The sequence below is a fragment of the Streptomyces sp. NBC_00178 genome (genome assembly GCF_036206005.1).
Classification (GTDB): domain Bacteria; phylum Actinomycetota; class Actinomycetes; order Streptomycetales; family Streptomycetaceae; genus Streptomyces.
Genome location: NZ_CP108143.1, coordinates 1,574,848 through 1,600,561, shown reverse-complemented (window position 1 = coordinate 1,600,561; position 25,714 = coordinate 1,574,848). Strand labels below are relative to the sequence as shown.

Below are 25,714 nucleotides of genomic sequence, written 5' to 3'. Positions count from 1 at the left end.
ATGATGATTCCGCTCGCATCGAGCGTTCCACTCCAGGATGCGAGTGCTCACACAGGACGGGGGTCGTGTGCACGCATCGACGCAGCAGCGAGCGGCGGACCATCGGCCGTACTTCTTTCTGAGTTACGCGCACACACCGGGGTACGGCGGTGGAACGGACCCCGACATGTGGGTCGAACGGCTATTCCAAGATCTCTGCGGTCACGTGATGGCCATGACCGATCTGCCGGCGGGCGCGTCCGCCGGTTTCATGGACCGGGAGATACGCTCCGGCGAGGGCTGGTCGGAACGCCTGGGCGATGTCCTCGCCACGTGCCGGGTCTTCGTTCCGCTGTTCTCGCCGCGCTATTTCGCCAGCGAGATGTGCGGCAAGGAGTGGTACGCCTTCGAGCAGCGGGCCATCCACCACCGGGCACGCTCGAACCAGCCCGCGGAGGCCATCGTGCCCGCACTCTGGGTTCCGGTCCCACCCCATCAAATGCCAGGCTCCGCCGAACGCCTGCAGTTCAACCACCGTGATTTCGGGGAGCGTTACGTCAGTGACGGGCTCTACGGGCTGATCAAACTCAGGCTCTTCGCCCAGGAATACGAACGGGCCGTCTACGAGCTGGCCAAACGCATCGTCAGCGTCGCCGACACGGTGCGCATAGACACCGGGAGACCGGTGGACTACCGGCTCGCGCCGAGCGCCTTCGGGTCCCCCAGCAGCGGCGTCGGAGCGCCCCGGCCGATGCAGATCACCATCGCCGCGCCCACGCGGCACGACCTCCCGGAGGGGCGGGCCGCCGAGTACTACGGCGACCACCCGCAGGACTGGAACCCCTACCATCCGGCCGCCGCGAAACCCTTGGCCTACGTCGCCGAGGAACTGGTCCGCTCCCTCAACTACCAGGCGGTCATCACGTCGTTCGACGAGGACACGGGGCAACGGGAGGGCAAGCAGCCCCCCACCACGCCCGAGATACTCCTGGTCGACCGCTGGGCCCTGCGGGACGAGGACCTCAGGCGCAGACTCGCCGCCTTCGACGCCCAGAACAGACCGTGGGTGACCATGGTCGTCCCATGGTGCCGGGACGACCATCAGAGCAGGGCCGCCGAGGCCGAGCTGACCGAGAAGCTCGAACAGACCATGCCGGCGAAGATGCGGCAGGGGAGGGCCTTCTGCCGGGCCGCCGCCAAGGGCGTGCCGACGATGGAGGCCTTCGGGCAGGTGCTTCCCCAGGTCGTCGAGGTGGCCGCGCAGCAGTACCTGCGGCACGCGACGGTGTATCCCCCCGCCACGGGCGGACGGCAGAGCGAACGGAAGCGGCTGATGGGTCCCATGGGCGACACACAGTTCATACCCGACAGGCACGACCCTGCGACGAATGCGGAGGACGTATGACAGCCGGGCGTGACGGGCGCGTCGTCACTTTCTACTCGTACAAGGGCGGCACGGGGCGCACCATGGCCCTCGCCAACACCGCCTGGATCCTCGCGGCCAACGGCAAGCGGGTACTGGCCGTCGACTGGGACCTGGAGGCACCCGGGCTGCACCGGTTCTTCCACCCCTTCCTCGACCCCTCGACGCTCGGGGCCACCACCGGCGTGATCGACCTGATCACCGAATACGCCTGGGCCGCGACCAATCCCGCACAGCGCGCGGACGACTGGCACCGCGACTACGCCCGCATACAGCCGCACGCGGTCTCGCTCAACCCCGAGGCCCTGGGCTGGGAGTTCCCACGGGGCGGCACCCTCGACTTCGTGTCCGCCGGCCGGCAGAACCGCGAGTACTCCGCGACCGTCTCCACCTTCGACTGGGACAACTTCTACGACCGGCTCGGCGGCGGCCACTTCTTCGACGCCCTGCGGGACGACATGAAGGCCAACTACGACTACGTGCTGATCGACAGCCGGACGGGTCTCAGCGACATCGCCGACATCTGCACCGTCCACCTCCCGGACGTGCTGGTCGACTGCTTCACCCTCAGCGACCAGTCCATCGACGGCGCGGCCTCGGTCGCCCGCCAGATCGCCGAGCGGTACACGGGCCGTCCCATCTCCATCTTCCCGGTCCCCATGCGCATCGACGAGGGCGAGAAGGAGAAGGCCGACGCCGGCCGTGCGCTGGCACGGCTCAAGTTCGACCGGCTGCCCCGCGACCTCTCCGGCGACGAACTCACCGCGTACTGGGGCGCGGTGGAGATCCCGTACCGCCCCTACTACGCCTATGAGGAGACCCTTGCGACCTTCGGCGACGAGACGGGACTGACCAACTCGCTGCTGTCCGCCTTCGAGCGTCTCACCGCGGTCGTCACCGAGCAGGAGATCACCTCCATGCCCCCGGTCGGGGAGGAGGTGCGGCTGCGCATCCGTGACGCGTTCACCCGGCGCAGGCCCGCGTTGCCCGCGGATCTCTTCCTCAGCTATGTGGCGGAGAACCGGATGTGGGCCGACTGGATCGAGTCCGTACTGAGCCGAGCCGGATTCCGGGTGGTCCCGCGCGACGTCTCCGCCGATACCGGCCCGGCGGATCCCACGCAGCCCACACCGGAGAGTGCCGCCCGCACGGTGGTCCTCCTCTCCAGCGCCTACCTCAAGTCCCAGCGCGCCGTGGACCTCTGGGAACGCGCCGTCTCCGAGGACCCGGGCGGCGGACGGCGCCAGCTGCTGCCGCTCAGGATCAGCGACGTGCGCCTGTCCGCGCCCTACATCGACCGCAACCCGGTCGACCTGTTCCGGCTGGACGAGGTCCACGCCACCACGGCGCTGATGCGCGCCCTGGACCGGCCGGTGCAGCTCGGGGACGGGGTGTCACCCGGGCCGCGCTTCCCCGGCACCGTACCCAGGATCTGGAACGCGCCGCCCCGGAACCCCGGGTTCACCGGGCGCTCCCTCGTCCTGGAGCGGATGCGCGACCAGCTCGGCGGCGGCATGGCCGTGGTGCTGCCGCAGCCGCAGACCCTCTACGGTCTCGGCGGCGTGGGCAAGACCCAGGTCGCACTGGAGTACGTGCACCGCTTCATGGCGGACTACGACCTGGTGTGGTGGATATCCTCCGAGCAGACGGACGACGTGATCGCGGGGCTCGCCGAACTGGCCGTACGGCTCGGCGCCCAGGGCGGCGACGACATGGCGGCGGCCTCCCAGGAGGCCGTGGACCTGCTGAGGCGAGGGGTGCCCTCGGACCGGTGGCTGCTGGTCTTCGACAACGCCGACGACCCGGAGCGGCTCAGGCGCTACTTCCCGCAGGGCGGCTCCGGGCACATCCTGGTCACGTCACGGAACCAGGCGTGGTCCCAGCACGGGGACGCGCTTCCGGTCGACGTGTTCCTGAGGGAGGAGTCGATCGAGCACCTGCAGCGCAGGGCACCCGGCCTCAGCGTGGAGGACGCGGCGCAGGTCGCCACAGCCGTCGGTGACCTTCCCCTCGCGGTCGAGCAGGCAGCCGCATGGATCGCGGAGACCGCCACCCCCATCGACGCCTACCTGGAGCAGCTCGCCCAGCAGGCCCCACAGGTCCTGGCCCTGAACCAGCCGGCCGGCTATCCGCAGCCCGTCGCGGCGACCTGGAACATCTCCATCGAACGCCTCAAGGAGCGGTCGCCCGCCGCGGTACGGCTGCTGCAGCTCTGCGCGTTCTTCGCGCCCGAGCCGATCTCCGCCAATCTTCTCTACAGCAAGGAGATGATCGAGGCACTGAAGCCGTACGACGCCTCCCTGCAGGAGAAGCTCGTCCTGGGCCGGGTCATCCGGGAGATCGGCCGCTTCGCCCTGGCCAAGGTCGACCAGGTGTCCAACTCGATCCAGGTGCACCGTCTCGTGCAGGCGGTGATCAGGGCACAGCTCAGCGAGGAGGAGCAGGCCGAGGCCAGGCACGTCGTCCACCTCATTCTGGCGGGCGCCCGGCCCGACGACACCGAGCCGATCGACAACCCGGCGACATGGCCGCGCTTCGCCACGATCTGGCCGCACCTGGGCACTTCGGACGCCCGCTACTGCAGGGACCACGAGACCCGCAGGCTGCTGATCGACCGTGTGCGGTACCTCTGGAAGCGCGGTGACGTCCGGACCGCCGGGACACTGGGGGAGGAACTGCGCGAGGTGTGGCTGGAGATGCTGGGCGAGCGCGACATCCAGTACCTGTACCTCTGCTTCCACCTGTCGAACATCCTCCGCACCCGCGGGCGCTACGTCGAGGCCAAGGAACTCGACGAGTACACCCTCCGGCTCCAGCGCGAGGTGCTGGGACCGGAGCATCCGCACACCTACATGACCACCAGCAGCCTGGCGATCGACCTGGGGCTCCTCGGGGACTACGCGAAGGCGATCGAGCTGGCGACGGAGGCCCACGACGGGTTCAACCAGATCTTCCACGAGCGGCACGCACGGACGCTCGCCGCGGCCAACAACCTGGCACTGAACCTGCGGAGCGTCGGGCAGTACGCCAGGGCCAGGGAGATCGACCAGGACTGCTACGACCTGCGGTCCGAGGTGCTGGGCCAGGAGCACCCGCACAGCCTCTCGTCCGCGCTGAACCTGGCTCGCGACCTGCGCGAGGTCGGGCGTTACGAGGACTCCGTCGCATTGCTGAGCCGCACCTACGACAGCCTCAAGGCGACCCTCGGCCGGACCTACCCCACCACGCTCAGCGCCGCCAAGAGCCTGGCCGTCTCGCTCCGCAGGGCGGGGCAGCTGGAGGACGCGCGCCGGCTGACGGTGGCGACCCGGGCCAGGTACCGGGCCAAGTACACCTCGGTCAACCCGGAGTCGCTGGCCTGCGACCTCAACATGGCCTCCGACCAGTACGCCTCGGGGGAGGCGGTCGAGGCGAGGGACACCGCCCAGGAGGTGGTGGACCACTACATGAAGGTGCCGGGGGAGCGGCACCCGTACACCCTCGCCGCGCAGAACAACCTCGGCGTCTACCTGTCCGGCTCGGGCGCTTCCCGGGAGGCCGAGCAGCTGCTGAAGAGGGTGGTCGCCACGATGCGCGAGGTGTTCGGACGGGAGCACCCGAACACCCTGTTCACCGTGATGAACCTGGCCAACGCGACGGCCGAGCTGGGCGAGCTCGACATCGTCCTGGAGACGGAGAGGCGGGTTGCCTCCCAGCTCCGGGAGGTGCTGGGAGCGCACCACCCGGAAACCCTGGCCATGACCTCGAACCTCGCGGTCACGCTCACGGCCATGGGCCGCACGGACGAGGCGCTGCGTGTGCGGGCCGAGACGGGTGACGAGCTGGCGCGCCAGCTCGGTGACGACCATCCGCTGACCCGGATAGCGAGGGACGAGGCACGGTTCCAGCGGGAACTGGAACCGATGTCGGTCTGAGCCGTCGGTCCGGGCCCCGGTCGACGGGGTCCGGACCACGGGGATCGCTGATCCGGCGGTACGCAGACGCCTGGATCAGCAGACGGCGGCCTCGGGGTTCTCCTCCAGCAGCCAGTTGAGGATCGTGGGGAGCACCGACAGCGCGTCGAAGTGCGCCGCCGCCGGTTCCAGTACGGTGGTGGCGCCCGGGATCCGCCCGGCGAGCCAGCGCGAGTGCCCCACCGGCGAGAACACGTCCTTCACACCGTGCCACAGCATCACGGGGCACCTGATGTCCGCCGGATCGAACCCCCAGGGCCGGCAGAAGGCGATCGCGTCGTCGATCCAGCCGTACGCCGAAGTGCGCAGACCCTCGCGGTAGTTGGCGAGGAGCATCGTGCGGATTCCGGCGTCGTTGACCACCGTCCGGTCGGAGTCGGTCAGCTCCCGGCGCAGGTCGTCCAGCAGTCGGACCGGGTTCTGCCGGATCTCGGCGGAGCGGCTGATGAAGGATTCCGCCAGCCCCTCGGGATCCGCCGCCGCGGTGGAGTAGGCGAGGACGTTCGAGGCCGCCATCCCGTCGAACCAGTCCAGCCCGGCCGCGTCCCACGGGGCCAGGCTGACCAGCGCCGCGCCCCGGGTGACCCGTTCGGGCAGCAGCGCGGCGCAGGCCAGGGCATGAGGGGCGCCGCCGGAGCGGCCCACCACGGCGAAGCGTTCGAGGCCGAGCGAGTCCGCTATGGCCCGCACGTCCTCCACGACGTCCCTCACCCGGCGCCCCGGCAGCCGGTCCGAGCCGCCGTATCCCGGGCGGTCGTACGTGATCAGCTGCGTCTTGCGCTGGTAGAGGACCATTCCGCGAGGAGCCGGGCCCAGCCTGCTGCCCGGCATCCCGTGCAGGAGGAACACCGGTCTGCCTCGCGGATCCCCCTGACGCTCGACCATCAGATGCCGTCCGTCCGCCGTGCGCACCCGACTTCGCACGCCGCCCCCTCCACTCGGTTCGGGCGCCAACTGCCCGATGGGTGTTGCCAGTTCGATGATGTCCTATCGAAAGCGATCCCGGCACTCCCCGTCGGGATGAACCGGGGGCGTTCGGGGCGTCCGGGCGCGTCGGGTGGTGTTCGGCATCAGGGACGCCCTGCGCGGCATCCGGACTCCAGGCGCGATTACAGGACAGGACTAGTCCTCACCCGCTGCCGATCTCCGATCGCACCGGGTGTTCGCGAACGGAACCGACGTGGTGCGGAGCCCGGGTTGTGAACAAGCCGGGAGCGAACGGTCGTCGTCGTGTGCGCGTCCGGAAGTCGGTCTTGTGGGCTATCGGCGGCGTCGGAATAGTGGGCGCCCCATCCTCCGTGTTCCGGGCACCCCACTTGCCCGTGCACGGCCCCACAGGAGGTCGAAGTTGAAGCACCGACGCATATCCAGGAAGCGCGCGGCGATGGCCGGATCGGCCGTCCTCGCCCTGGTCGCAGCAGGAGTGACGTTCCAGACTGCGAACGCCAGTGACGACGTACCCCAGTTCACGGCGAAGACCCTCACCGCCCACTCGGCCGGAAGTCTCGCCGCCAGCCTCGACAAGGCTCTGGGCGGCGACGCGGCGGGCGCGTACTACGACGCCGGGACCAAGAACCTCGTCGTCAACGTCGTCGACGAGGCAGCGGCCGAGCACGTCCGCCAGGCCGGCGGCAAGGCCAGACTCGTCCAGAACACACTCGCCGAGCTGACGAACGCCCGCCGGACCCTCTCGGCCAAGGCGACCATCCCGGGCACCTCCTGGGCCGTCGACCCGGTCAGTAACAAGATCGTCGTCACCGCCGACCGCACGGTCGACGGTGCGGCCTGGGATAAGCTCAGTGCGGTCGTCAAGGGTCTCGGCGGCAAGGCCGAGCTCACCAAGTCGGCGGGGGAGTTCAAGCCGCTCATCGCCGGAGGCGACGCGATCTGGGGCAACGGCGGGCGCTGCTCCCTGGGCTTCAACGTGGTCAAGGGCGGCGAGCCGTACTTCCTGACGGCCGGGCACTGCACCGAGTCGATCACCAGCTGGTCGGACTCCCAGGGCGGCGGTGAGATCGGCGCCAACGAGGGGTCGAGCTTCCCGGACAACGACTACGGACTCGTCAAGTACACGTCGGACACGGCGCACCCGAGCGAGGTGGACCTCTACAACGGCTCCACCCAGGCGATCACCAAGGCGGGCGACGCGACCGTCGGCATGACGGTGACCCGCAGCGGCTCCACGACCCAGGTCCACGACGGCGAGGTCACCGCCCTGGACGCCACCGTCAACTACGGCAACGGCGACATCGTCAACGGCCTCATCCAGACGACGGTCTGCGCTGAACCGGGCGACAGCGGCGGTTCGCTGTTCGCCGGCGACACCGCGATCGGCCTGACCTCCGGTGGCAGCGGCGACTGCTCCGCCGGCGGCGAGACGTTCTTCCAGCCGGTGCCCGAGGCGCTGGCGGCATTCGGCGCCGAGATCGGCTGACACCCGGTCCGGACATTCCGACGGCCCGCCCGCCTCGAAGGAGGCGGGCGGGCCGTCGCGCCGACCGGGGCCGTCGACGGGCGCCGGGACGGGGCGCCTGTCCGGCCTTCCCTCAGGTGGCGGGCCCGGGTGCCGCCCCGGCGACGGACTCCCCTTCCAGTGCGGCGTTCTCGCGGCCGAGCGCCTCGGTCGCTCTCCGGGTCATGAGACGGAGGAAGGCGACCCGCTGGGCGATCGTCCTCTGTTCGACGCCGGTTCCTATTGGAGGGTGCTGGACCGGCCTCTGTTCGACGCCGGTTCCCGTCGGAGGGTGCTGGAGGCTTCGCCCCGCGGTGACATCAGTCCGCCTCGGTGGCTGCCGGGAACTGGTGGTGCCCGGGGGGAGTGTCGGCTCCGGTGGTGACCCATGGCCGGGCGACGCGGGCGATGTCGGTGTCGGTGGCTCCGGCGAACGCGTCGAGGTGCAGGAAGTGGCGGGCGACCGTGAGCCCGAGGATGCTGCTGACGATCAGCGCCGCCCGCAGCTCGGCGTCCTCGCCGCCCATGGCGCCACTCAGGTTGGCGACCCGCTCGTTCAGGAACGCGCGCATCGACGCCTCCGCCTCGGGCGCGGTGAGCATGGACGCGGGCGGCCGGCGGATGGCGGGAAGGACCGTGCGGACCAGGAGCCCGGAGCCCCCGGTTCGCACGGTGACGTGGCCCGCTACGTCGGACCGGGAGGCGTCAGGCGCTCCGGGGCAGTCCCGCGGGGGCCGCCTTGGCCGGTGCCACTCCGAAGATGTCCACCGCGTGGTAATACGTCCAGGCCGTGGCGTTGCACGAGGTCAGCGTCGCGCCGGAGTAGGCCGCGCACACTCTCTTGAGGTCCGAGTAGAACGCCGAGTCGATACGCGACTTGTTGGCGGAGAAGGAGCCCGCGGCCTTGTAGTTCCGGTAGCCGAAGTCGTGCCGGGCGCAGGCCGTCTGGAAGGGGAAGCCGAAGGGGTTGTCGGGGGAGGTGCTGCAGTAGTCCGTGGACCAGTCGAAGCCGTAGGCGGACCAGGCGCCCTGGTTGTTGCGGGCCGAGTTCCACGCGCTGTAGCTGGAGGCGCTCGTCTGGGTCCAGGAGCTGAGGACCTGCGGCTTGTCCGACGGGGCGGCCGAGGCGGACGCGGCGGGGATCAGGGCGAGCGGGAGCGACAGGGCGACAGCGGTGAGGGGAGCGGCGAAGCGGCGACGCATGAACAACCTCCGTGGGGTCAAAGGGGGTCGAGAGCAGCCGTGCACCTCGTGGGTCCCACGAGGCCGCTCCAGAATGACGCCACGGACCTGCCGTGCATAGCCTGCGTCGAGGGAACATCCTGCTGTCTTCGGATGACCGGCCGGTGAGCGCGGGGGACTACCCGATGACCACGGTCCGCGCCCACTCGGGCGGTGACCTCGGGACGTATTCGGGATCGTCCTCGTCCCACGACGGGCGGCGGTCCCGGGGGAACAGGCCCACCACCGTCCGGCATTCCGGTTTCACCGACGGCCAGCGTGTCTGACCATCCGTCAGCACCACGACGACGTCCGGGCGAGGCCGGGACCGGAGCGCCCTAGCGAAGCCCGCGCGCAGGTCCGTGCCCCCGCCGCCCACCAGCGGTATCCCCTCGGCGCGGCACAGCGGGTGCACGACCCCGGCGGCGGCGTCGCACGAGAGGACGCTCACCAGATCGCGACGCCCGCCCACCGCACGGGAGATCGCGGCGACCTCCAGGAGCGCGCTGCCCAGTTCCGCGTCGCTGACCGAGCCCGACGTGTCGACGACCACGGTGACCCGCGGCGGCCTGCGCCGGAGGCTCGGGAGGACGGCGCCCGGCACCCCGGCCGAGCGCCGCGACGGGCGGCCGTACGTGTAGTCCTCGCCCGCACCGGACGCGGAGGCGGCCGAACGGACCGCCGAGCCCAGCAGATCCCGCCACGCCTGCGGCGGATGGAACGCCTCCTCGGCCCACCTCTGCCAGCTCCTCGACGCGTTCCCCGGGCGGCCCGTGATGCCCTGGGCCACCCGGAAGCGGACCGCGTCCTGCTCCTGCGCGCTGAGGGCGTGCGCTCCGTCCGGGCCCAGATCCCACTCGCGTTCCAGCCCGTCCGCCCCGCTGCCGCAGTCCAGCCAGGTGAATTCCCGCGTACGGGGACCGAGCCTGAACTGGCGCAGGTAGTCCTCCATGAGTTCCCCCGGGGCGAGGTTCAGGGACTGCGGCATGACGGCACCCTCGGGCGGGGTCAGCCCTTCGCCGAACACGTCGTCGTTGATCTCGCAGTCCGCGGCGATGTTCATCCGCAGTCGCTCTCCCGGCCCGGTGAGTCCGCGTTGCCGCGCGACCCGGTCACCGCGGCCGTGATGGTCGCGCAGCAGATGCGACACCTCGTGAACCCAGACGCCGGCGAGTTCCTCCACCGGGGTCCGCGCCACGAAGCCCGGTGAGACGTAGCACCGCCAGTGCCGGTCCACCGCCATCGTGGGGACCTGCCGGGACTCGACCGTGTGCAGGGCGAACAGGGCCGTCGCCAGATAGGGGCGGGCCCGGACCGCTTGCAGCCGGGCGGCGAAGAGCTTGTCGAGGTCCAGTGCCCTCGGAACGTCCACGCTCATCGGCCGGCCTTCGTCGCCGCGACTCGGGCCGCCGCGTCGTCCGCCCGCCGGGACAGGGAGATCACTCCGGCGAATCGCTCGATCGACGCGGGGACGTCCCAGTCCTCCCGGCGCAGGGAGGCGAGCAGGGTCGCCGGCACGACGACCAGATCGGGGGCGCCGGTCTCCAGCGCCCGCACCAGCAGGGCCCATGCCGCGTCCCAGCGTGCCTTGTCCGGCCGGGCGCGTACCGCCGCGATCACCCCGTCGAGCACGGCCTGACGCAGGTCTCCGCGGTCGGGCAGGACCGCCGCGGCCGGATCGGCGAGCAGCACCTCCGGGTCCGGCAGGTCCATCCGGTCCAGGCTCGCCATCAGCTCCAGCCCCGGTCCGTCTCCCACGGTGCCCCTGACCAGCAACGCGAGTACGTCCCGCGAGGAGCCGGCCGCCGTCGCGAAGGCGATCAGGTGCAGGGCCATCTCCCAGCTCCGCGGGGACGGCCAGGCGCCGCCCCGGCGTGCCTCGTTGGAGGGCAGCCGGTGCACGAGTTCGGGGCGGGCGGAGAGGAGAGCGCACACCGCGCGGCGGGCGAAGTCCACCGCTTCCGGCAGGTTCTCCGGGGCGAGCCGCGGCAGTGTCGCCCGGGGCCAGGTGCCCCCGAGGCCGCGTATGACGACCTCCTGGTCGTGGACCCACTGGAGGTGGACGAAGCGGTTGGCCAGCGGCGGGCTCAGTTCCCACCCGTCGGCCGCCGAGGACCGCGGGTTCGCGGCGGCCACGATCCGTACGCCGGGCGGCAGCCGGAGCGCCCCGATACGCCGCTCCAGCACCAGGCGGAGCAGAGCGGCCTGTACGGCCGGTGGTGCGGTGGACAGTTCGTCCAGGAAGAGCAGTCCCCGGCCCGCCCGTACCAGGCGGACCGCCCAGTCCGGTGGAGCCATCGGGACACCCTGCTCCGCCGGATCGTCCCCGACGACGGGCAGCCCCGAGAAGTCGGACGGCTCGTGCACGCTGGCGATCACGGTGGTCAGGGGCAGGCCGAGGGACTCGGCCAGCTGCGTGAGGGCCGCCGTCTTGCCGATCCCCGGCTCACCCCACAGCAGCACCGGGAGGTCCGCGGCGACGGACAGGGTGAGGGCCTCCAGCTGTATGTCGGGACGCGGTTCGGTGGCGGTGTCGCGGAGCAGTGCCGTGAGGGCGCCCGCGACGTCGAGCTGGTCCGTGGCGAGGTCCGGCCGCGGCGGGTGGGAACCGCCGGAGAGGGCCGCGGTCGTGAGGAACGGGGTGCATGTGGACATGTCTGATCACCTGTGGGTTCGTGAGGAGGCCGATGAGGCCCAAGGGATTGAAGAGGCCCGAGGGATGGACGAGGCCCAAGGGGTGGAGGAGAGGCCATGGAGGCGTAAGGCCAAGGCGGCCACGGAGGCGGAAGAGGTCATGGAGCCGGGAAGGGCCAAGGTGGCCAGGAAGGCGAAGGACCTGCTGGGAGCGCGCGCCTGAGTGCGGGTCAGCGGGCGGTGGCGCGGCGCCTGCGCGAGGGGCGAGTGCGGGCGGACCCGCGGTCGGGGCGGTAGCTGCCGGGCCCGGGTCCGGTCATGTCCGCGCGGAACAGGCCGTAGGTGATCCGCCGCAGCGCCGCAGCCTCCAACTCGTCGCGCAGGGAGCCGTCGCGCAGCAGCGCCGCCGGTCCGAGCAGGCCTTCGACGACGGCCAGCGCGCCTGCGACGTCGCCGTGGTCCAGGCGCTCCCGGACACCGGTGAGACAGTCCGGACGCCGGTGCGCCGCATCGATGGCCTGGAGGCAGGGGAGCGGGGTACCGGTCAGCGCGACCAGCAGCTCCTCCCGGTGGATCTCGTCCGCGTCGTGGTCCAGCGGGGCCAGCACCCCGTCGACGAGGCCGATCCGGTGCCGGGCTCCCCGGCATTCCACGAGGTGCGGCTGCCCGGGCCCGGCGGAGTCGTCCTGCGGGACGGCCCGCTGATGACCCGGCGCCAGGGCGGAGGCGACCAGCGGGTGCAGCCGGCCCGCCTCGATCGCACCGGTGCGGAGGAGTTCGAGGTCGGGCAGGACCCAGGTCGCCGCGTCGGGCAGGAGCGGCAGCGCGGAGACGTCACGGCCCGCGGACACCGCCGTGATCCGCGGGGCGGAGAGCCCCGTGTCGTGGTCCCCGGCCTGCTCCAGGAGCAGACGCCGCCGGGCCCCGAGCCGTACGGCCACGGTTCCGGAGGCCCGCCCCTCTGCGCGCAGCAGGATTCCGGCCTCCGCCGCCCAACGCCCCACGTCCCAGGTCCCGTTCCGGCCATCGGTGTCCAGCACATCCTGTTCCGGTGCGGGCAGGTCCAGGGCGGCCGACCGGTCGGCCCCGGAGCGTGTGCGCAGCTCGCCGGTCCTACGGGCGTCCCACAGGTGCCGGTGCAGGTCGAGGCGGAACCGCCGGTCGGGGTGGGGGTGCGGATGGCGGCGGGCCGAGGCCTCCGCCCGCCGGGAACCGTCCCACAACGCGAGGCTGATCCGCTGGCCCGCATCCGCCCAGGCCGGGGGAGTGCGGGCCACGAGGTGCACGGTGCGTACGCCGTCCCGCCCCGCCGCGTCGTAGCGGGCCAGGGCGATCGTCAGGCCCGGGCGCAGCAGTCCGTCGGGGGCGATCCTCGGCATGTGCCAGCGCAACAGGTCGGGAGCCAGGTGGCGCAGGTCGTCCCGGAGGCGGTCCGCCAGTTCACGGCCGTGGGTCCGTGCCACGGACCGGGGCGCGACATCGACGTCGACGCCCGCCGCTGCGCAGGCCCCCGCCCAGTCCCCGGCACGGCGCCGGGCGGTCGCGGTCTCGATCATGGAGGCCGGTACGGCGAACTCGCGTACGCGCGGCCAGAACGACGGGAGGGTGTCCCCGTTCGCGAGGGTGAGCATCAGCACTCACCTTGCGCGGACGGGTCCCCCATTCTGTTCAGGGAGTAAGTGGTCATCGCCGAGGAGAGTAGCGCTCCGCGACGATCGTGGCCAGAGCTTTTCTCCGCATCCGTGTCGGGCCGGCCGGACCGGTCACCCATCCCGTCAGCTCAGCTCAGCTCAGGAGGTGGCCGCGCAGGTGTGGGCGCTGCCCGGCGCCGACGCGTACCGCGCCAGGTTCGCGCGGTGGCTCGCCGGGTCGGGGGCGTCCACCACCGACGTGGACGCCTTCTCCGGCCGGCCCGCCAAGGCTCTGGCGATGATCCCGCGGGCCATGCAGCCGCACGCGGACCGCGTCGACAGCGGTGCGGTGGCCTTCGTCGGCCCGTGCTTCGGCTCCCGCGCGGAGCGGGACACCTGGACCAGGCCGGCCGGAGCCGGAAAGGTGCTGCTGATCTCTCTGGGGTCGGCGTACACGAGGCAGCCGGAGTTCTACCGCCGGTGCCTGGAGGCGTACGGCGGCCTGGAGGGCTGGCACGTCGTGCTCCAGATCGGGAAGTACACCGACCCGGCCGGGCTCGGAGACATCCCGGGCAACGCCGAGGTGCACTCCTGGGTGCCGCAACTGGCGATCCTGGAACAGGCCGACGCCTTCGTCACCCACGCGGGGATGGGCGGCAGCAGTGAGGGGCTGTACACCGCCGTTCCCGTGATCGCCGTCCCGCAGGGCGCCGAGCAGTTCATGAACGCGGACCGGCTGGTGGAGCTGGGGGTGGCCCGTCGCCTCGACACGGCGGACGCCACCGCCGCGGCCCTGCGCACCGCGCTCACCGGACTCGTCGCCGATCCCGGGGTGGCCCGGCGCTCGGCACGGCTGAGGACCGAGGCCAGGGCTGAGGGCGGCACCACCCGGGCCGCCGGCCTCGTCGAGGATGCTGGGCTGACCCTCTGCTCGGCAGGGGGCGGGGAGGACGGCTGTGCCCTCTCCGCCCCCTGCCGGATCAGTGAGCCTCCCCGGCGGTCGGCCCCCGCCCCGACTCCCCGTTCGGCGGGGTGGTGCTCCTGAACTCTGCTGTCCGCTCCCATGCGCGGGTCGCCACATGGCCGTTCACGGTGAAGGACAGAGCTGAGACCGGCCGGTCGACCTGCTCGACGAGCCAGCGGTCGGTCACCGCGGTCACCCGGCAGGGGCCCGTGGGCGGTACGAGTTCCGATGTGTCCACCGTGCTCCACGCCATTCCCGTGGAGCGGTTCATGAACTGCCAGCCGTCACTGCCACCCACCACCCTGAATCCCGGACGCACTTCCCCGGTCGTGGCGGATTCCGCGGCCAGCTCGTCACGCGAGGAGGCGGAGTCGGCGATCAGAAGCCGCGGTCCCGGCCGTGTCGTCAGTTCCTCCCTGATGGCGGCCTGCTGCGGACCCAGATACAGCATGACGGAACCGGTGCACAGGGGGCCCGGGCAGGGGGCGGCGGCGTCCGGTGCCGCTTCGGTGGGGCTCGTGCGCGCGACGGCGGCTGCGCCGATCCAGCGTTCCGCGAGGTGCTTCCAGCGGTGTGCGGGCAGCGAGCCCTCTTCGGAGGGGAGACCTTCCCACCAGCCTGCGCAGAGCCGCGCCAGCATGGCCAGGACGGAGGGGTCCGTGACGCGGACAGCAGGGCTCAAGGCGTCGCCGCGCGCCCCGTCGCCCAGCAGGGCGGAGCCCAGAACGGCCACGGGGCCGGCCGGGGTGGACGCGAGCACGAGATCCATGGCCGCTTCGGAAGGTGTCCGGTTGAACTGCACCTTGCCGTTGCCCCGGCCTCCGCGTGCCGCGCCGAGCACATTGGCCAGAGCGGCCGGGCTGTCGTCCTGCGGTGAGTCAAGGGCCCACAACAGGTCCGCATGGATCCCCCGCTCCTTCAGCCCTGCCAGCAGATCGCGTGCCCTCCCGGCCCGGCCGCGGTCAAGCCGCGTGGTGACGACGAGGATGTTGTCCAAGGCCTGAGCCAGGACGGAGTTCGTCAGCCCGCGGCTCTCCGCAGCGGTGAGGGCCAGGTCGTCGCAGGTGACTGAAGCCGTCGCGTACGATCCGGCGCGCGGAGGCAGATGGCGGCCGGCGCCCCGCAGGGGTTTCTTCATCAGGCCGCCCAGACGGGTCTGGAACGTCTCGTCATCGGTCATGTCGTCGGTCCGTTCGGCCACCTCCCCCAGGATGAGCGGGCCGAGATGACGCCAGTGATGGGGGAGGCCCACCACTTCGGACTTCTCGAGGTCGGCGAGAACCGGCAGGTAGTAGAGATCCGTGTTCAGACGGGCGACGGAATCGATCCACCGGACCCACTCCTGGTGTCCCGAAGGGGGCAGCAGCCACTCGGTCTCACCGCCGTTGACGCGGGTGCGCTGCACTCGCGGCCTCAGCACGTTGTGGAGTTCGCGGCGATCCGTCGCCGTGCGTACCGCGCGGCCCGTGACGAGCTGGAGGTCGCCGGAGCGGGCGAGCTGGCCGGTGAGCCGCTCCCGCACGATGCTGGCCCGGTTCGAACGGACGCGCAGCTTGCTCGGCCTGCGCTTGTGCGTGATGGTCAGTTGTCCCTCCGCGGTCACGAGATAGCGGATCTCGCGGCCTTCCTGCACCATCACCACCCAGGCTTCCTGGATCAGCGTGACCAGCCCTTCGGTGAGGAGCCGGTCGTGGACCTTGAACACGTCGCGCAGGTCGCGGTAGGTGCAGCCGGCCTGTCCTTGGAGATCACTCACCGCCCGCAGCAGCAACTCCTCCAGCTTGCTGTAGGGGCGGCCGTGCGCGAGCTCGTACGTCACGCTGTACATGTGCAGGGGCAGCAGCACACGCATGATGTGGACACCTCTCTGTTCCCTGGGACGGTCGGAGGGGACGGCCAGGCGTGTCAGGCGTGCCGCGCCCTGGGCGGGACGAAGTCGCGCAGATCCGCTTCGATCCGTACCGCCTCGCCGTCCTTGAACATCTGCTCCAGCTGGTCGATCGCCAGGGCGAGATGCCGGAGCGGATCGTTCTCCTTGCTCTTCCGCGAGACGTGGGCCACCTGGGCGTGAAAGAAGTCCCACGACCCGACCAGGACGAGCAGGAGCTCGGCCCGGGAGATGAGCACGTTCATACGGGGAGCGTCCTTCAGGAAGCCCAGTCCCTTACCGGGAAGTCTGGTGTTGTTGCGGACCAGGCTCACCGCGATGATCTTGGACTGGTTCCCCTGGAACGAGTCGACGGTGAAGACACCGTCCTGGCGGGCGTCGGAGGGTTCGGTCCGCGACCGTCGCGGGTCGGTCGTGAGCTGCAGGCCCGCGGACGCGAGCGCGGCGCGCAGTTCGTGGTTGTTGAACTGCTTGCGCAGATGACCGACCTGCTGCGCGTAGGGCGAGAGGACCGCCAGGTCGAGGGGCTTCTCCGGATCGCCGCGCAGCGAGCGCAGGAACCTCTCCAGCGCATGGGCCTCGGCCATGTTCCGGTACTTGGGTACGAGGTTCTCCCCGGCCAGGGGCTTGTCCCCGGCGGCGGGCAGGTCCAGCCAGACGATGGCCTTTCCTCGGATCTCCTGCGGAGCCGTCAGCCCGTGGAGAATCGTGTCCTTCGGCTTCTCGGTCTCCTCGTCACGCGTGTAGTGCTGCAGCCGGCCGTCGTAGTACGTCTGCGAGACCAGCTCACCGATGTCGGGATGCATGCGGTGCTGCCCCGTCAGCAGGCCCTGGTCGACCTCGTGGTGCGAGCAGAGTTTGTGCAACTGCCCGAACAAGGTCAGCCACCGCTTGCAGTACTCGCCGAACTCCCGGCGCTGCTCGTCCGTGCGTGCCCGCCAGGCCTGCAGGAGGTCCCTGTCGAGCAACTGGCCCAGCCCCTCCAGCTCCTCGAGCGCGGCCACGGTCTCGTCGAGCGCGGACACCGCCTTCTGGTAGTCCTCGATCCGGTAGGGCGGGAGCTGACTCGGGTCGCCGATGAGGAGCCACCGATGGCCGAGGTAGAGCGGCAGGGCCAGCTCGAAGCCGTGTGCCTTGCCCGCCTCCTCCACGATCGCCCAGTCGTACGTGACCTCACCGGCCAACGCGGCCAGATCGCCGTCGCCCGCCGTGCTGTAGGTGATGCTCGCGCTGCGCTTGACCAGCTCGCGGAACTCCTTGGCGGACGAGGCGTCCTTGGTGTTCAGGTCCGCGAGCATGGACCGGCATGCCTTCAGCCAGTCGGCCTGGACGGGGGGCAGTTCCCCTTCGCGCTCTGCGGCCTGCAGCCGCTCGATCGTGTCCTCGAGGACGCTCCGGGTGACCTGCCTCTCGGAACCGGGCTCGTCCTCGGGGAGGGCTCCCGACTGCCGGTTGTTGGTGCGTCGCAGCCGGATGGCGAGCGGCCTGCGATCTGCCGGGATGTTCTTGAAAGCCTCTTCCTCGACCTTCGCCCGCAGCACGTCCACGGCCGGGTGCGCCTGTGCGGTGATGAGCACCTGCGCGACGGGATCCTCCTCGAGGATCTCCCGGAGCAGCCAGGCGACCATATGGGTCTTGCCGGTGCCGGGCGGTCCCTGAAGGGCGTAGATCGGACGCATTCCGAGGATCTTCTCGATCTGGCTGCGTTTGCTGGAGTCGACGATCTTCTCGGAGAGCGGTACCGGGAGCTTTACCGGACCACTGTCCATGATGACCTGCCCGGGGGCGGAAAGGCTTTCCAGCAGGTAGGTGTGCTTGGCCATCAGGTTGATCGCGTCCTTACGACGCCTGATCAGCTCGACCTGTCCTTTGAGTCCCTTGGTGCGCAGTACGCGGATCTCACCGATCGGGGGTGGATCGAGCACCACGGACGTCGGTCGCAGCGTCGCTCCCTGGCCCGGCACGTCGACTTCGAAGACCTCCCACTCGGGGACGTTGGTCGACTTCGCGATGCTCTCCGTGTCGGACGGGCACAATTGAATCAAATTGCTTCCCGGTTTTCCGCTGTACTTCTCGCGGAGAAGGAATGCGGCCATTCCGCCGTCCGGCTTGAGCATGGTCATCGGCTCATGGAGGCGTGGTATCTCGCGTACCCGGATGAGCGTGACAGTCCCGTCCGCGTCGAGATCCACCTCGGTGACCGAACACCGGAACAGTTCCGCGTCACGAATCAGGATGTCGATCTGATTCGTGAGGCGGACGAACTCGGCGAACCGCTCCTGGTCCTCCCGCCGCTCGCGGCCTTTGTCGATCTTCGGCAGCAGGTATTCCCAGCTCGGGGCGGAGCTGAGCACCTGGCTCTGCTCCCGGTAGTGCTTGGTGCTGACGAAGCCGATACGGCCGGCCGGCACGTCCACCTGCTGGGCCGGATCGGCGGTGAAGTACTCCCGGGCACCCGTGCAGAAGGCGTTCTGCCAGCTGGTCGTCGAACCTGCCACGCTGCGGGCCGGCCCGATCACCAGGTGCAACGACTGGCTGGACAGGATGTACTGGTCGCGATTGGCGATCGGCGCCAAGGTGGCTCCGTCGGAGAAGGCGGAGTACAGGAAGCTGTGCAGCTTGGTCACGTGAGCCGGACGGTTCGGATCGAAGGAGTCTCCGGGCTCCAGCCCCAGGGTGTCGTTGAGTCCACGCTCCAGGCAGGCGCGTACCAGTGGACGGCTGTGGGGGTCGATCACCACGTTGTGGCGCGCGGTGCCGTCGTTGCCCGTCGGTAACTGTTCCAGCAGGCGCACGATTTCACGGACGGACGTGAATATCTCGGTTCCGTGTTTGGGGCGGATCGCCGGTTCGTCGGCTATGAGCTGCCCTATGAAGTCGTGTTCCAGCGGAGTCAGCCGGCGTTTCGCCTTGGCCAGATAGTTCATGACGAGCCGATGGCGTTCCGCGGGGTCGGCGACGGAGCTCAGATGCTCGATGGGAAGCATGGTGCGGGCGACGAGCATGCCGAAGGCGAACCAGTCGGCGTCCGGTCCGAAGGGGGAGACGTTGATGAGGGCCTCCGGCGCCGTGCCCCATCCGCCGTGGACCGGGGACGCCGAAGCGGGGCGCCCCAGCCTGACGCTCCACTCGAAACCGCCGAGGCGGCACGACTCCGGCCCTTCGCCGGGGTCGAAGAACACCGATTCCGCGGACACGCTGCGATGGATGACCTGCTGCTCGTGGAGCAGCGCGAGTCCCTGCGCGATATGGCCGAGCATCTGCCAGAGCTCCCGGCGGGCAGACGTGCGGCCGGACAGCCATTCGTGTTTGCTGCGCTCACCCAGGGTCGTCGAGAGGGTGCTCAGCCCCTCTGTCTTGAAGACCATCACGAAACAGCGGTGCTCGTGATCGATTCCTACGTCCTGGAGCTGGAGCAGGGAGAGCTCGGAGCTCGGTGTGCTGCGCACCTGATAGAGGGTCCGCAATTCCGCGTCCCACAGAGCGCGCTGGACGTCGTCGGGCTTCTCCTCGTAGAAATACCAGGCTTTGAGGAGGTAGGGCTTCACGAATTCAGTCGTGTCCTCGGCCGCCCAGAGTTCGCCCTCCCCCGAAGCGGATATCGTCCTGCCGAATATCTGGTAGCGGCCATTGAGCAGGGAGACCCCCGGCGCAAGCGTCACTTGCCCTCCACCGTGCGTGTGATCTCGATATCGAGATCACGTACCATAACATCAACTTCTGTGTGGGGAGGGGGCTGTTCGGAAGAATGTGTAAATCACTTCCGCCGCAGAAGTAACTCGTTCAACTCTGGGCTTTCCAGGCGCACGCGTTGTGGTTTCGGCGGTCGGCGGGACGGCTGGGCCGGGAGTCAGCCGAGGTGTGAGCTTCCGTTGGGAGGAGCGGCCGCCTGCCGTGCCCCGTCGCCGTCCCGCCGGCGCATCGACAGCAGCAGGGTGAGCGCCGTGCCGACGGCCGCCCAGGCCGAGAGCACCAGCAGGGGACCGGTGACCGCGTTGCCCTTGAAGTACGCGATCGAGCGGGCCGTCCAGGTCCCCGCGCCGGGCGGCAGGGCGGGGCCGATCGACCGCCAGAAGTCCGGGAGCATCGGCAGCGGGAAGGCGCCGCCCGCGCTCGGATTGCCCGCGATGACGATGATCAGGACGGCCAGGCCGATGCCGACGATGCCGGTGAGGGCCTCCAGGGCGAGTGTGATCATGCCGACCGAGAAGACGACCAGGGCGCCCAGCCCGGCCAGTGCCCACACGCTGCCGGGGAGTGCCCCGAGGATCGGGCCGATGATGACCGCGCCGCCGATCCCGCCCGCGATCGCGTACAGCGCCATGACCGCGGTGCGGATCACCGCGCGCTGCCGGTTGGCGGGTTTGGTGCCCGCGCTGATCGCGAGGATGGAGGCGCAGAGGTAGCCGCCGACGCACCAGCCCACGACCAGGTAGAACGACGAGAGCCCGTCGAAGTCGTCGGGGGAGGCCGGGGCCACGTCCACGGTCCTCACCGCGCGCTGCCGGGAACCCTCCGCCTGCCTGATGATCGCGTCCAGCGAGCTCGCCAGCACGGTGCCGCCGCCGGAGGCGACGAGCACGGTGTCGGCCGGCCTGGTGGGATCGACGATCAGGGCGCCGTCGATGTCCCGGTTCTGGATCTGCCTGCGCGCCTCGGCCGCGTCGGACACCGCCCGCGGGTCCAGCGGGCCGCCCGGCAGGCCGTCCAGCTGGGTGACGAGCTGCCCGGACACCTGCCGGGGGGCGACGACCCCGAAGGGGACGTCCGTCGGATCGGGCCGGTGCAGCGCACCGACGTAGGAGGCGATGAACAGCAGCTGCAGCCCCAGTACGCCGAGGACCAGCAGCGCGGCCCGTGTGGTGACGGCGCTCTTCACCTCGTCAGCGAAATTCATGCCCCCACGGTCCGGCGTGCCCGGCGTTCGCGCAGGCGGGACCGGGCCGAATGGCGGAGGGGTGGCCGCGCCCTCGGTTATCGTACGAACGTTCGAAACTTGGTCTATGGTGGAGAGCGAGGGGGTGGCGAGTACGGATCGGTCCAGGAGGTGCGGTGCCAGGGTTCACGCATCTGCACACCGTTTCCGGGTTCTCCCTGCGGTACGGGGCGTCGCATCCGGAGCGGCTGGCCGAGCGCGCCGCCGAGCGGGGGATGGACTCCCTCGCCCTGACCGACCGCGACAGTCTCGCGGGCACGGTCCGCTTCGCCAGGGCCTGCGAGAAGGCCGGGATACGTCCGCTCTTCGGAGCCGAGCTCGCGGTGGCACCGCAGGAAGGGGAGGGGCGCTACCGCCGGGCACGTACGCCGGCCCGGGGAGGTTCCTTTGTCGATGAATCCGCACCCCGGGTCACCTTCCTCGCCCGGGACGGCGCACTCGGCTGGGCCGGGCTGTGCCGGCTGGTCACCGCCGCCCACGCCCCGGACGCGGGCGCCCCGGACGCCGGGCAACCACTGCTCGCCCGGTCCGCGCTGCCCGCCGACGGGCTCACCGTGCTGCTCGGCCCCGCCTCCGAGGTCGGGGCGGCGCTGGCCGCCGGCCGCCCCGACCGGGCCGCCGCACTGCTCGCCCCCTGGCGGGAGATCTACGGCGACGCCCTGCGCCTCGAAGCCGTCCACCACGGCCGCGAGGGCACCGGGCCCGGCTCGCTGCGGCTCGCCGCGCGTACCGTCGGGTTCGCCGCCGAGCAGGGGGTGCGGGCCGTGCTGACCAACGCCGTCCGGTACGCCGACCCCGGGCAGGGCCCGGTCGCCGACGTACTCGACTCCGCCCGCAGGCTCGTCCCCGTCGACCCGCGGCGCTCCCCCCTCGACAGCGGGGAGCGCTGGCTCAAGGACGCCCGCGCGATGCGGGAGACCGCCGGGCGGATCGCCACCGCCGCCGGGCTCGGGCGCGACGCGGGGGAGCGGCTGCTCGCGGAGACCCGGGCGACCGCCGACGCCTGCCGCGTCGGTCCGGCGGACGACCTGGGCCTTGGCAGTGTCCACTTCCCCGAGCCGCACCTCGTCGGGGCCGGGCTGCGTACCGCCCAGCGGGTACTGGCCTCCCGCGCCGCCGCCGGCATGGTGCGGCGCGGCTACGACCGCAGGCGCGACCACTGGGAGCGCATGCACCACGAGCTGGACATCATCGCCCACCACGGCTTCGCCTCCTACTTCCTGACGGTCGCCCAGGTCGTCGACGACGTGAAGGGGATGGGGATACGGGTCGCCGCGCGCGGCTCCGGCGCCGGGTCCCTGGTCAACCACCTGCTCGGGATCGCCGACGCCGACCCGCTCGAACACGGGCTGCTCATGGAGCGCTTCCTGTCCAAGCGGCGCTTCGTGCTGCCCGACATCGACATCGACGTGGAATCGGCCCGGCGCCTCGACGTCTACCGCGCGATCATCGACCGCTTCGGCGTCGAGCGGGTCGCGACCGTGTCCATGCCCGAGACCTACCGGGTGCGCCACGCCATCCGCGACGTCGGTGCCGCGCTCTCCATGGACCCGGCCGAGACCGACCGGCTCGCCAAGGCGTTCCCGCACATCCGGGCCAGGGACGCCCGCGCCGCGATGGAGGAACTGCCCGAACTGCGCGCGGTGGCCGGACGGAAGGAGAGGTACGGCCGGCTCTGGGAACTGGTGGAGGCGCTGGACGCGCTGCCGCGCGGTATCGCCATGCACCCGTGCGGGGTGCTCCTCTCGGACGACTCGCTGCTGCGGCGCACACCCGTCATGCCCACCAGCGGCGAGGGCTTCCCGATGGCCCAGTTCGACAAGGACGACGTGGAACACCTCGGGCTGCTCAAGCTCGACGTGCTCGGCGTACGCATGCAGTCGGCGATGGCGCACGCGGTGACCGAGGTGAAGCGGGCCTCGGGGCGGGAGGTCGACCTGGACGCCGTGCCGCAGGGCGACCCGGAGACGTACCGGCTGATCAGGAGCGCCGAGACGCTGGGCTGCTTCCAGATCGAGTCGCCCGGCCAGCGTGACCTGGTCGGCAGACTCCAGCCCGCCACCTTCCACGACCTGGTGGTCGACATCTCGCTGTTCCGGCCGGGCCCGGTCGCCGCCGACATGGTGCGGCCGTTCATCGAGGCCAGGCACGGACGCGCGCCCGTGCGCTACCCGCATCCCGACCTGGAGGGCGCGCTCCGCGACACCTACGGCGTGGTCGTCTTCCACGAACAGATCATCGAGATGGTGGACATCATGACCGGCTGCGGCCGGGGCGAGGCCGACCGGGTGCGGCGCGGACTCTCCGACCCCGGGTCGCAGGACCGGATCAGGGTCTGGTTCGCGGGGCGCGCGGCGGAGCGGAAGTACGGCGCCGAAGTGATCGCCCGCGCCTGGGAGATCATCGAGGCGTTCGGCAGCTACGGCTTCTGCAAGGCGCACGCGGTCGCCTTCGCCGTGCCGACGTACCAGTCCGCCTGGCTCAAGGCGCACCACCCGGCGGCCTTCTACGCCGGGCTGCTCACGCACGATCCGGGGATGTACCCCAAGCGCCTGCTGCTCGCGGACGCGCGGCGGCGCGGGGTCCCCGTGCTGCCGCTGGACGTGAACCGGTCCGCAGCCGCTCATCGGATCGAACTGGTGTCTGGCGAGAATGGAGATAAATGGGGATTGCGGCTGGCCCTCTCGGACGTCCACGGCATCAGTGAGGCCGAGGTCGCCCGGATCGAGGCCGGGCAGCCCTACGCCTCACTGCTGGACTTCTGGCAGCGGGCCAGGCCCGGGAAGCCCGCCGCCGAACGGCTCGCGCAGGTCGGCGCACTGGACGCCTTCGGTGCCAACCGGCGGGATCTTCTGCTGCACCTGTCCGAGCTCCACCGCGCCCAGCGGAGCTCCGGCTCCGGCGCGGCGGGAGCCCAGCTCCCGCTCGGCGGCGGACACCGGACCGGCAGCATCGGGCTGCCCGACCTCAACGACGCCGAACGCCTCAGCGCCGAGCTGGGCGTGCTCAGCATGGACGTCTCGCGCCACCTGATGGGTGATCACCACGCGTTCCTCGAAGAGCTGGGCGCGGTCTCCGCCAAGCGGCTGCGGGAGGCCAGGCATGGGGAGACCGTGCTGGTCGCGGGCGCCAAGGCGGCCACCCAGACCCCGCCGGTCCGCTCCGGCCGCCGGGTCATCTTCACCACCCTGGACGACGGTACGGGCCTGGTCGACCTGGCTTTCTTCGACGACAGCCACGCCGCCTGCGCGCACACCGTCTTCCACTCCTGGCTGCTGCTGGTGCGCGGGGTGGTCCAGCGGCGCGGCCCCCGCAGCATGAGCGTGGTCGGGTCGGCGGCCTGGAACCTGGCGGAGCTGGCCGAACTGCGCCGCACCGGCGGCCTCGACGCGGTCGCCGCACGGCTCGCGGAGGTGCCCGGCGCCGACGAGGGCGAGGAGGAGGCCGCGGAACCCGGCCGCCGCATCCAGATGTCCACCGGCTACGAGATGAACCCCTGGGCCGACCTCCAGCCGGCCGGTGAAGGGACGCCGACCGGAAGGAAGCTGTGGCACCGGAGCCCCGGGAGCGCGGGATGAGCGACGAACCGGCCGTCCTGTACCTGCGGTTCCGCCGGATCGGCGGAGGGCCGCCGGACGGCGCTGACTACGAAGGGCTGCTCGCCCTCCTGGGGGCGTTCACCCCGGTCGTCGAGGCGGCCCCGCCCCGCGCGGCGCTCGCCGACGTCGGCGGGGCGCTCCGCTACTTCGGGCAGGACGCGGCGGGCCTGGCCTCGGTGATCCGGGTGCGCGCCCTCGCCCTGCACGGGGTGGACTGCGCGATCGGCGCGGCCGCCAACCCCATGCTGGCGCGGATGGCCGCGCGCCGGGCGCCGGCCGGGACGACCCTCGTGGTGCCGCCCGGTGAGGCCGCCGGCTTCCTCGCGCCCCTGCCCGTGGCCGCCCTGGACGGTGTGGGGGCGGCGACCGCGCGCACCCTGTGCGGATACGGCCTCGACTCCATCGGCCGGACCGCCGCGGCGCCGCTCGCCACCCTCCAGCGGATCACCGGGGTGCGGGCCGGGCGCGAACTGTGGGAGCGGGCCAACGGCATCGACCGTACGCGGGTCGTGCCCAACGCCGCGGCCAGGTCCGTCGCAGCCGAACGCACCTTCCCCCGCGACGAACTGGACCCGGAGCAGCACCGGCGCGCCCTCCTCTCGCTCACCGAGGAACTGGGTGCCAGGCTGCGGGGCGACGGGCAGGTGTGCCGCTCGCTCGCGGTCTCGGTGCGCTACGCCGACCGGAGCGGGTACGCGACGCTCACCCGCAGCCGCACGCTCGCGGAGCCCACCGCGCACTCGGCGGCGCTCACCTCGCTCGCGTACCGCATCCAGGACTCCTTCGCCCTGCAGAGGGCGCGGGTGCGGGGCATCGGGCTGCGGGCGGAGGGGCTGCACGACGCCGAACGCGCCTCCCGCCAGCTCACCTTCGACCCGGTGGACGAACGGGCGCGGCGGATCGAGGCGGTGTCCGACCGGCTGCGCGCCAGGTTCGGCCCGCAGGCGGTGAAGCCCGGGCGGCTCGCGGCCTGAATCCCGCGCCGTCCGGCGTCCGCGATTTTTTTACCGACGCGTAACTTCCCCCGCAACCTT

At 71.2% G+C, this 25,714-nt stretch carries 15 protein-coding genes and 1 pseudogene; 7 read left to right on the top strand and 9 right to left on the bottom strand.

What is annotated here, in order from left to right; genetic code table 11:
* Window positions 1-37: 37 nt before the first annotated feature.
* Entirely contained in the window at window positions 38-1,384 is a 1,347-nt protein-coding gene (gene fsxC / locus OHT61_RS06820; RefSeq protein ID WP_329035962.1) for an FxsC protein, read from the top strand.
* On the top strand, window positions 1,381-5,316 hold the full coding sequence (fxsT, locus tag OHT61_RS06815; RefSeq protein WP_329035961.1) for an FxSxx-COOH system tetratricopeptide repeat protein: 3,936 nt from the start codon (window positions 1,381-1,383) through the stop codon (window positions 5,314-5,316). Before fsxC ends, fxsT begins: the two co-directional genes overlap by 4 nt.
* Window positions 5,317-5,391: 75 nt before the next feature.
* Here fxsT and OHT61_RS06810 read toward each other — a convergent pair whose 3' ends face one another.
* Window positions 5,392-6,279 carry an alpha/beta fold hydrolase gene (locus OHT61_RS06810; RefSeq protein ID WP_329035958.1) on the bottom strand — a complete coding sequence of 296 codons (888 nt, stop codon included), beginning with the start codon at window positions 6,277-6,279 and terminating at the stop codon, window positions 5,392-5,394.
* Window positions 6,280-6,703: 424 nt separating this feature from the next.
* On the opposite strand from OHT61_RS06810, the gene OHT61_RS06805 reads away from it, so the two are divergent.
* The gene (locus tag OHT61_RS06805) at window positions 6,704-7,789 is read left to right on the top strand and encodes a S1 family peptidase (RefSeq protein ID WP_443049367.1); all 1,086 of its coding nucleotides are present in this window, start codon (window positions 6,704-6,706) and stop codon (window positions 7,787-7,789) included.
* A 338-nt stretch (window positions 7,790-8,127) separates the two neighbouring features.
* Here OHT61_RS06805 and OHT61_RS06800 read toward each other — a convergent pair whose 3' ends face one another.
* The 4 genes from OHT61_RS06800 to OHT61_RS06785 form a co-directional block, all read right to left on the bottom strand.
* Window positions 8,128-8,478 (bottom strand): TetR/AcrR family transcriptional regulator, encoded by a 351-nt coding sequence (locus OHT61_RS06800; protein ID WP_329035954.1) that lies wholly within the window; start codon window positions 8,476-8,478, stop codon window positions 8,128-8,130.
* Between the two features lie 34 nt (window positions 8,479-8,512).
* Complete coding sequence (locus tag OHT61_RS06795; protein WP_329035953.1) at window positions 8,513-9,010, bottom strand: phospholipase; 498 nt, start codon at window positions 9,008-9,010, stop codon at window positions 8,513-8,515.
* 157 nt (window positions 9,011-9,167) lie between these two features.
* Window positions 9,168-10,406 (bottom strand): vWA domain-containing protein, encoded by a 1,239-nt coding sequence (locus OHT61_RS06790; protein ID WP_329035951.1) that lies wholly within the window; start codon window positions 10,404-10,406, stop codon window positions 9,168-9,170.
* Complete coding sequence (locus tag OHT61_RS06785; protein ID WP_329035948.1) at window positions 10,403-11,683, bottom strand: AAA family ATPase; 1,281 nt, start codon at window positions 11,681-11,683, stop codon at window positions 10,403-10,405. The genes OHT61_RS06790 and OHT61_RS06785 overlap by 4 nt, the downstream gene beginning before the upstream one ends.
* A gap of 64 nt (window positions 11,684-11,747) precedes the next feature.
* On the opposite strand from OHT61_RS06785, the gene OHT61_RS06780 reads away from it, so the two are divergent.
* Window positions 11,748-11,885, top strand: a complete 138-nt coding sequence (locus OHT61_RS06780) for a hypothetical protein (protein ID WP_329035947.1) — start codon at window positions 11,748-11,750, stop codon at window positions 11,883-11,885.
* Window positions 11,886-11,892: 7 nt separating this feature from the next.
* Here the strand turns inward: OHT61_RS06780 and OHT61_RS06775 are convergent, their stop codons facing one another.
* Window positions 11,893-13,293: a hypothetical protein gene (locus OHT61_RS06775; protein ID WP_329035944.1), complete on the bottom strand. Its 1,401-nt coding sequence runs from the start codon at window positions 13,291-13,293 to the stop codon at window positions 11,893-11,895.
* On the opposite strand from OHT61_RS06775, the pseudogene OHT61_RS06770 reads away from it, so the two are divergent.
* A pseudogene (locus OHT61_RS06770) lies at window positions 13,256-14,206 on the top strand (macrolide family glycosyltransferase); the annotation flags it as partial. The gene OHT61_RS06775 and the pseudogene OHT61_RS06770 sit on opposite strands and share 38 nt — an antisense overlap.
* Window positions 14,207-14,273: 67 nt before the next feature.
* Here OHT61_RS06770 and OHT61_RS06765 read toward each other — a convergent pair.
* The 3 genes from OHT61_RS06765 to OHT61_RS06755 form a co-directional block, all read right to left on the bottom strand.
* Entirely contained in the window at window positions 14,274-16,109 is a 1,836-nt protein-coding gene (locus OHT61_RS06765) for a hypothetical protein (protein ID WP_329035942.1), read from the bottom strand.
* A gap of 53 nt (window positions 16,110-16,162) precedes the next feature.
* Entirely contained in the window at window positions 16,163-19,807 is a 3,645-nt protein-coding gene (locus OHT61_RS06760; RefSeq protein ID WP_329035940.1) for an AAA domain-containing protein, read from the bottom strand.
* Window positions 19,808-19,995: 188 nt separating this feature from the next.
* Window positions 19,996-21,042, bottom strand: coding sequence for a DUF3533 domain-containing protein (locus tag OHT61_RS06755; protein ID WP_329035938.1), 1,047 nt, complete (start codon window positions 21,040-21,042; stop codon window positions 19,996-19,998).
* A gap of 155 nt (window positions 21,043-21,197) precedes the next feature.
* Between OHT61_RS06755 and OHT61_RS06750 the strand changes: the two genes are divergently transcribed.
* Both OHT61_RS06750 and OHT61_RS06745 read left to right on the top strand, forming a co-directional pair.
* Entirely contained in the window at window positions 21,198-24,659 is a 3,462-nt protein-coding gene (locus OHT61_RS06750; RefSeq protein ID WP_329035936.1) for a DNA polymerase III subunit alpha, read from the top strand.
* Window positions 24,656-25,654: a DNA polymerase Y family protein gene (locus OHT61_RS06745; RefSeq protein ID WP_329035934.1), complete on the top strand. Its 999-nt coding sequence runs from the start codon at window positions 24,656-24,658 to the stop codon at window positions 25,652-25,654. The genes OHT61_RS06750 and OHT61_RS06745 overlap by 4 nt, the downstream gene beginning before the upstream one ends.
* Window positions 25,655-25,714: the final 60 nt, after the last annotated feature.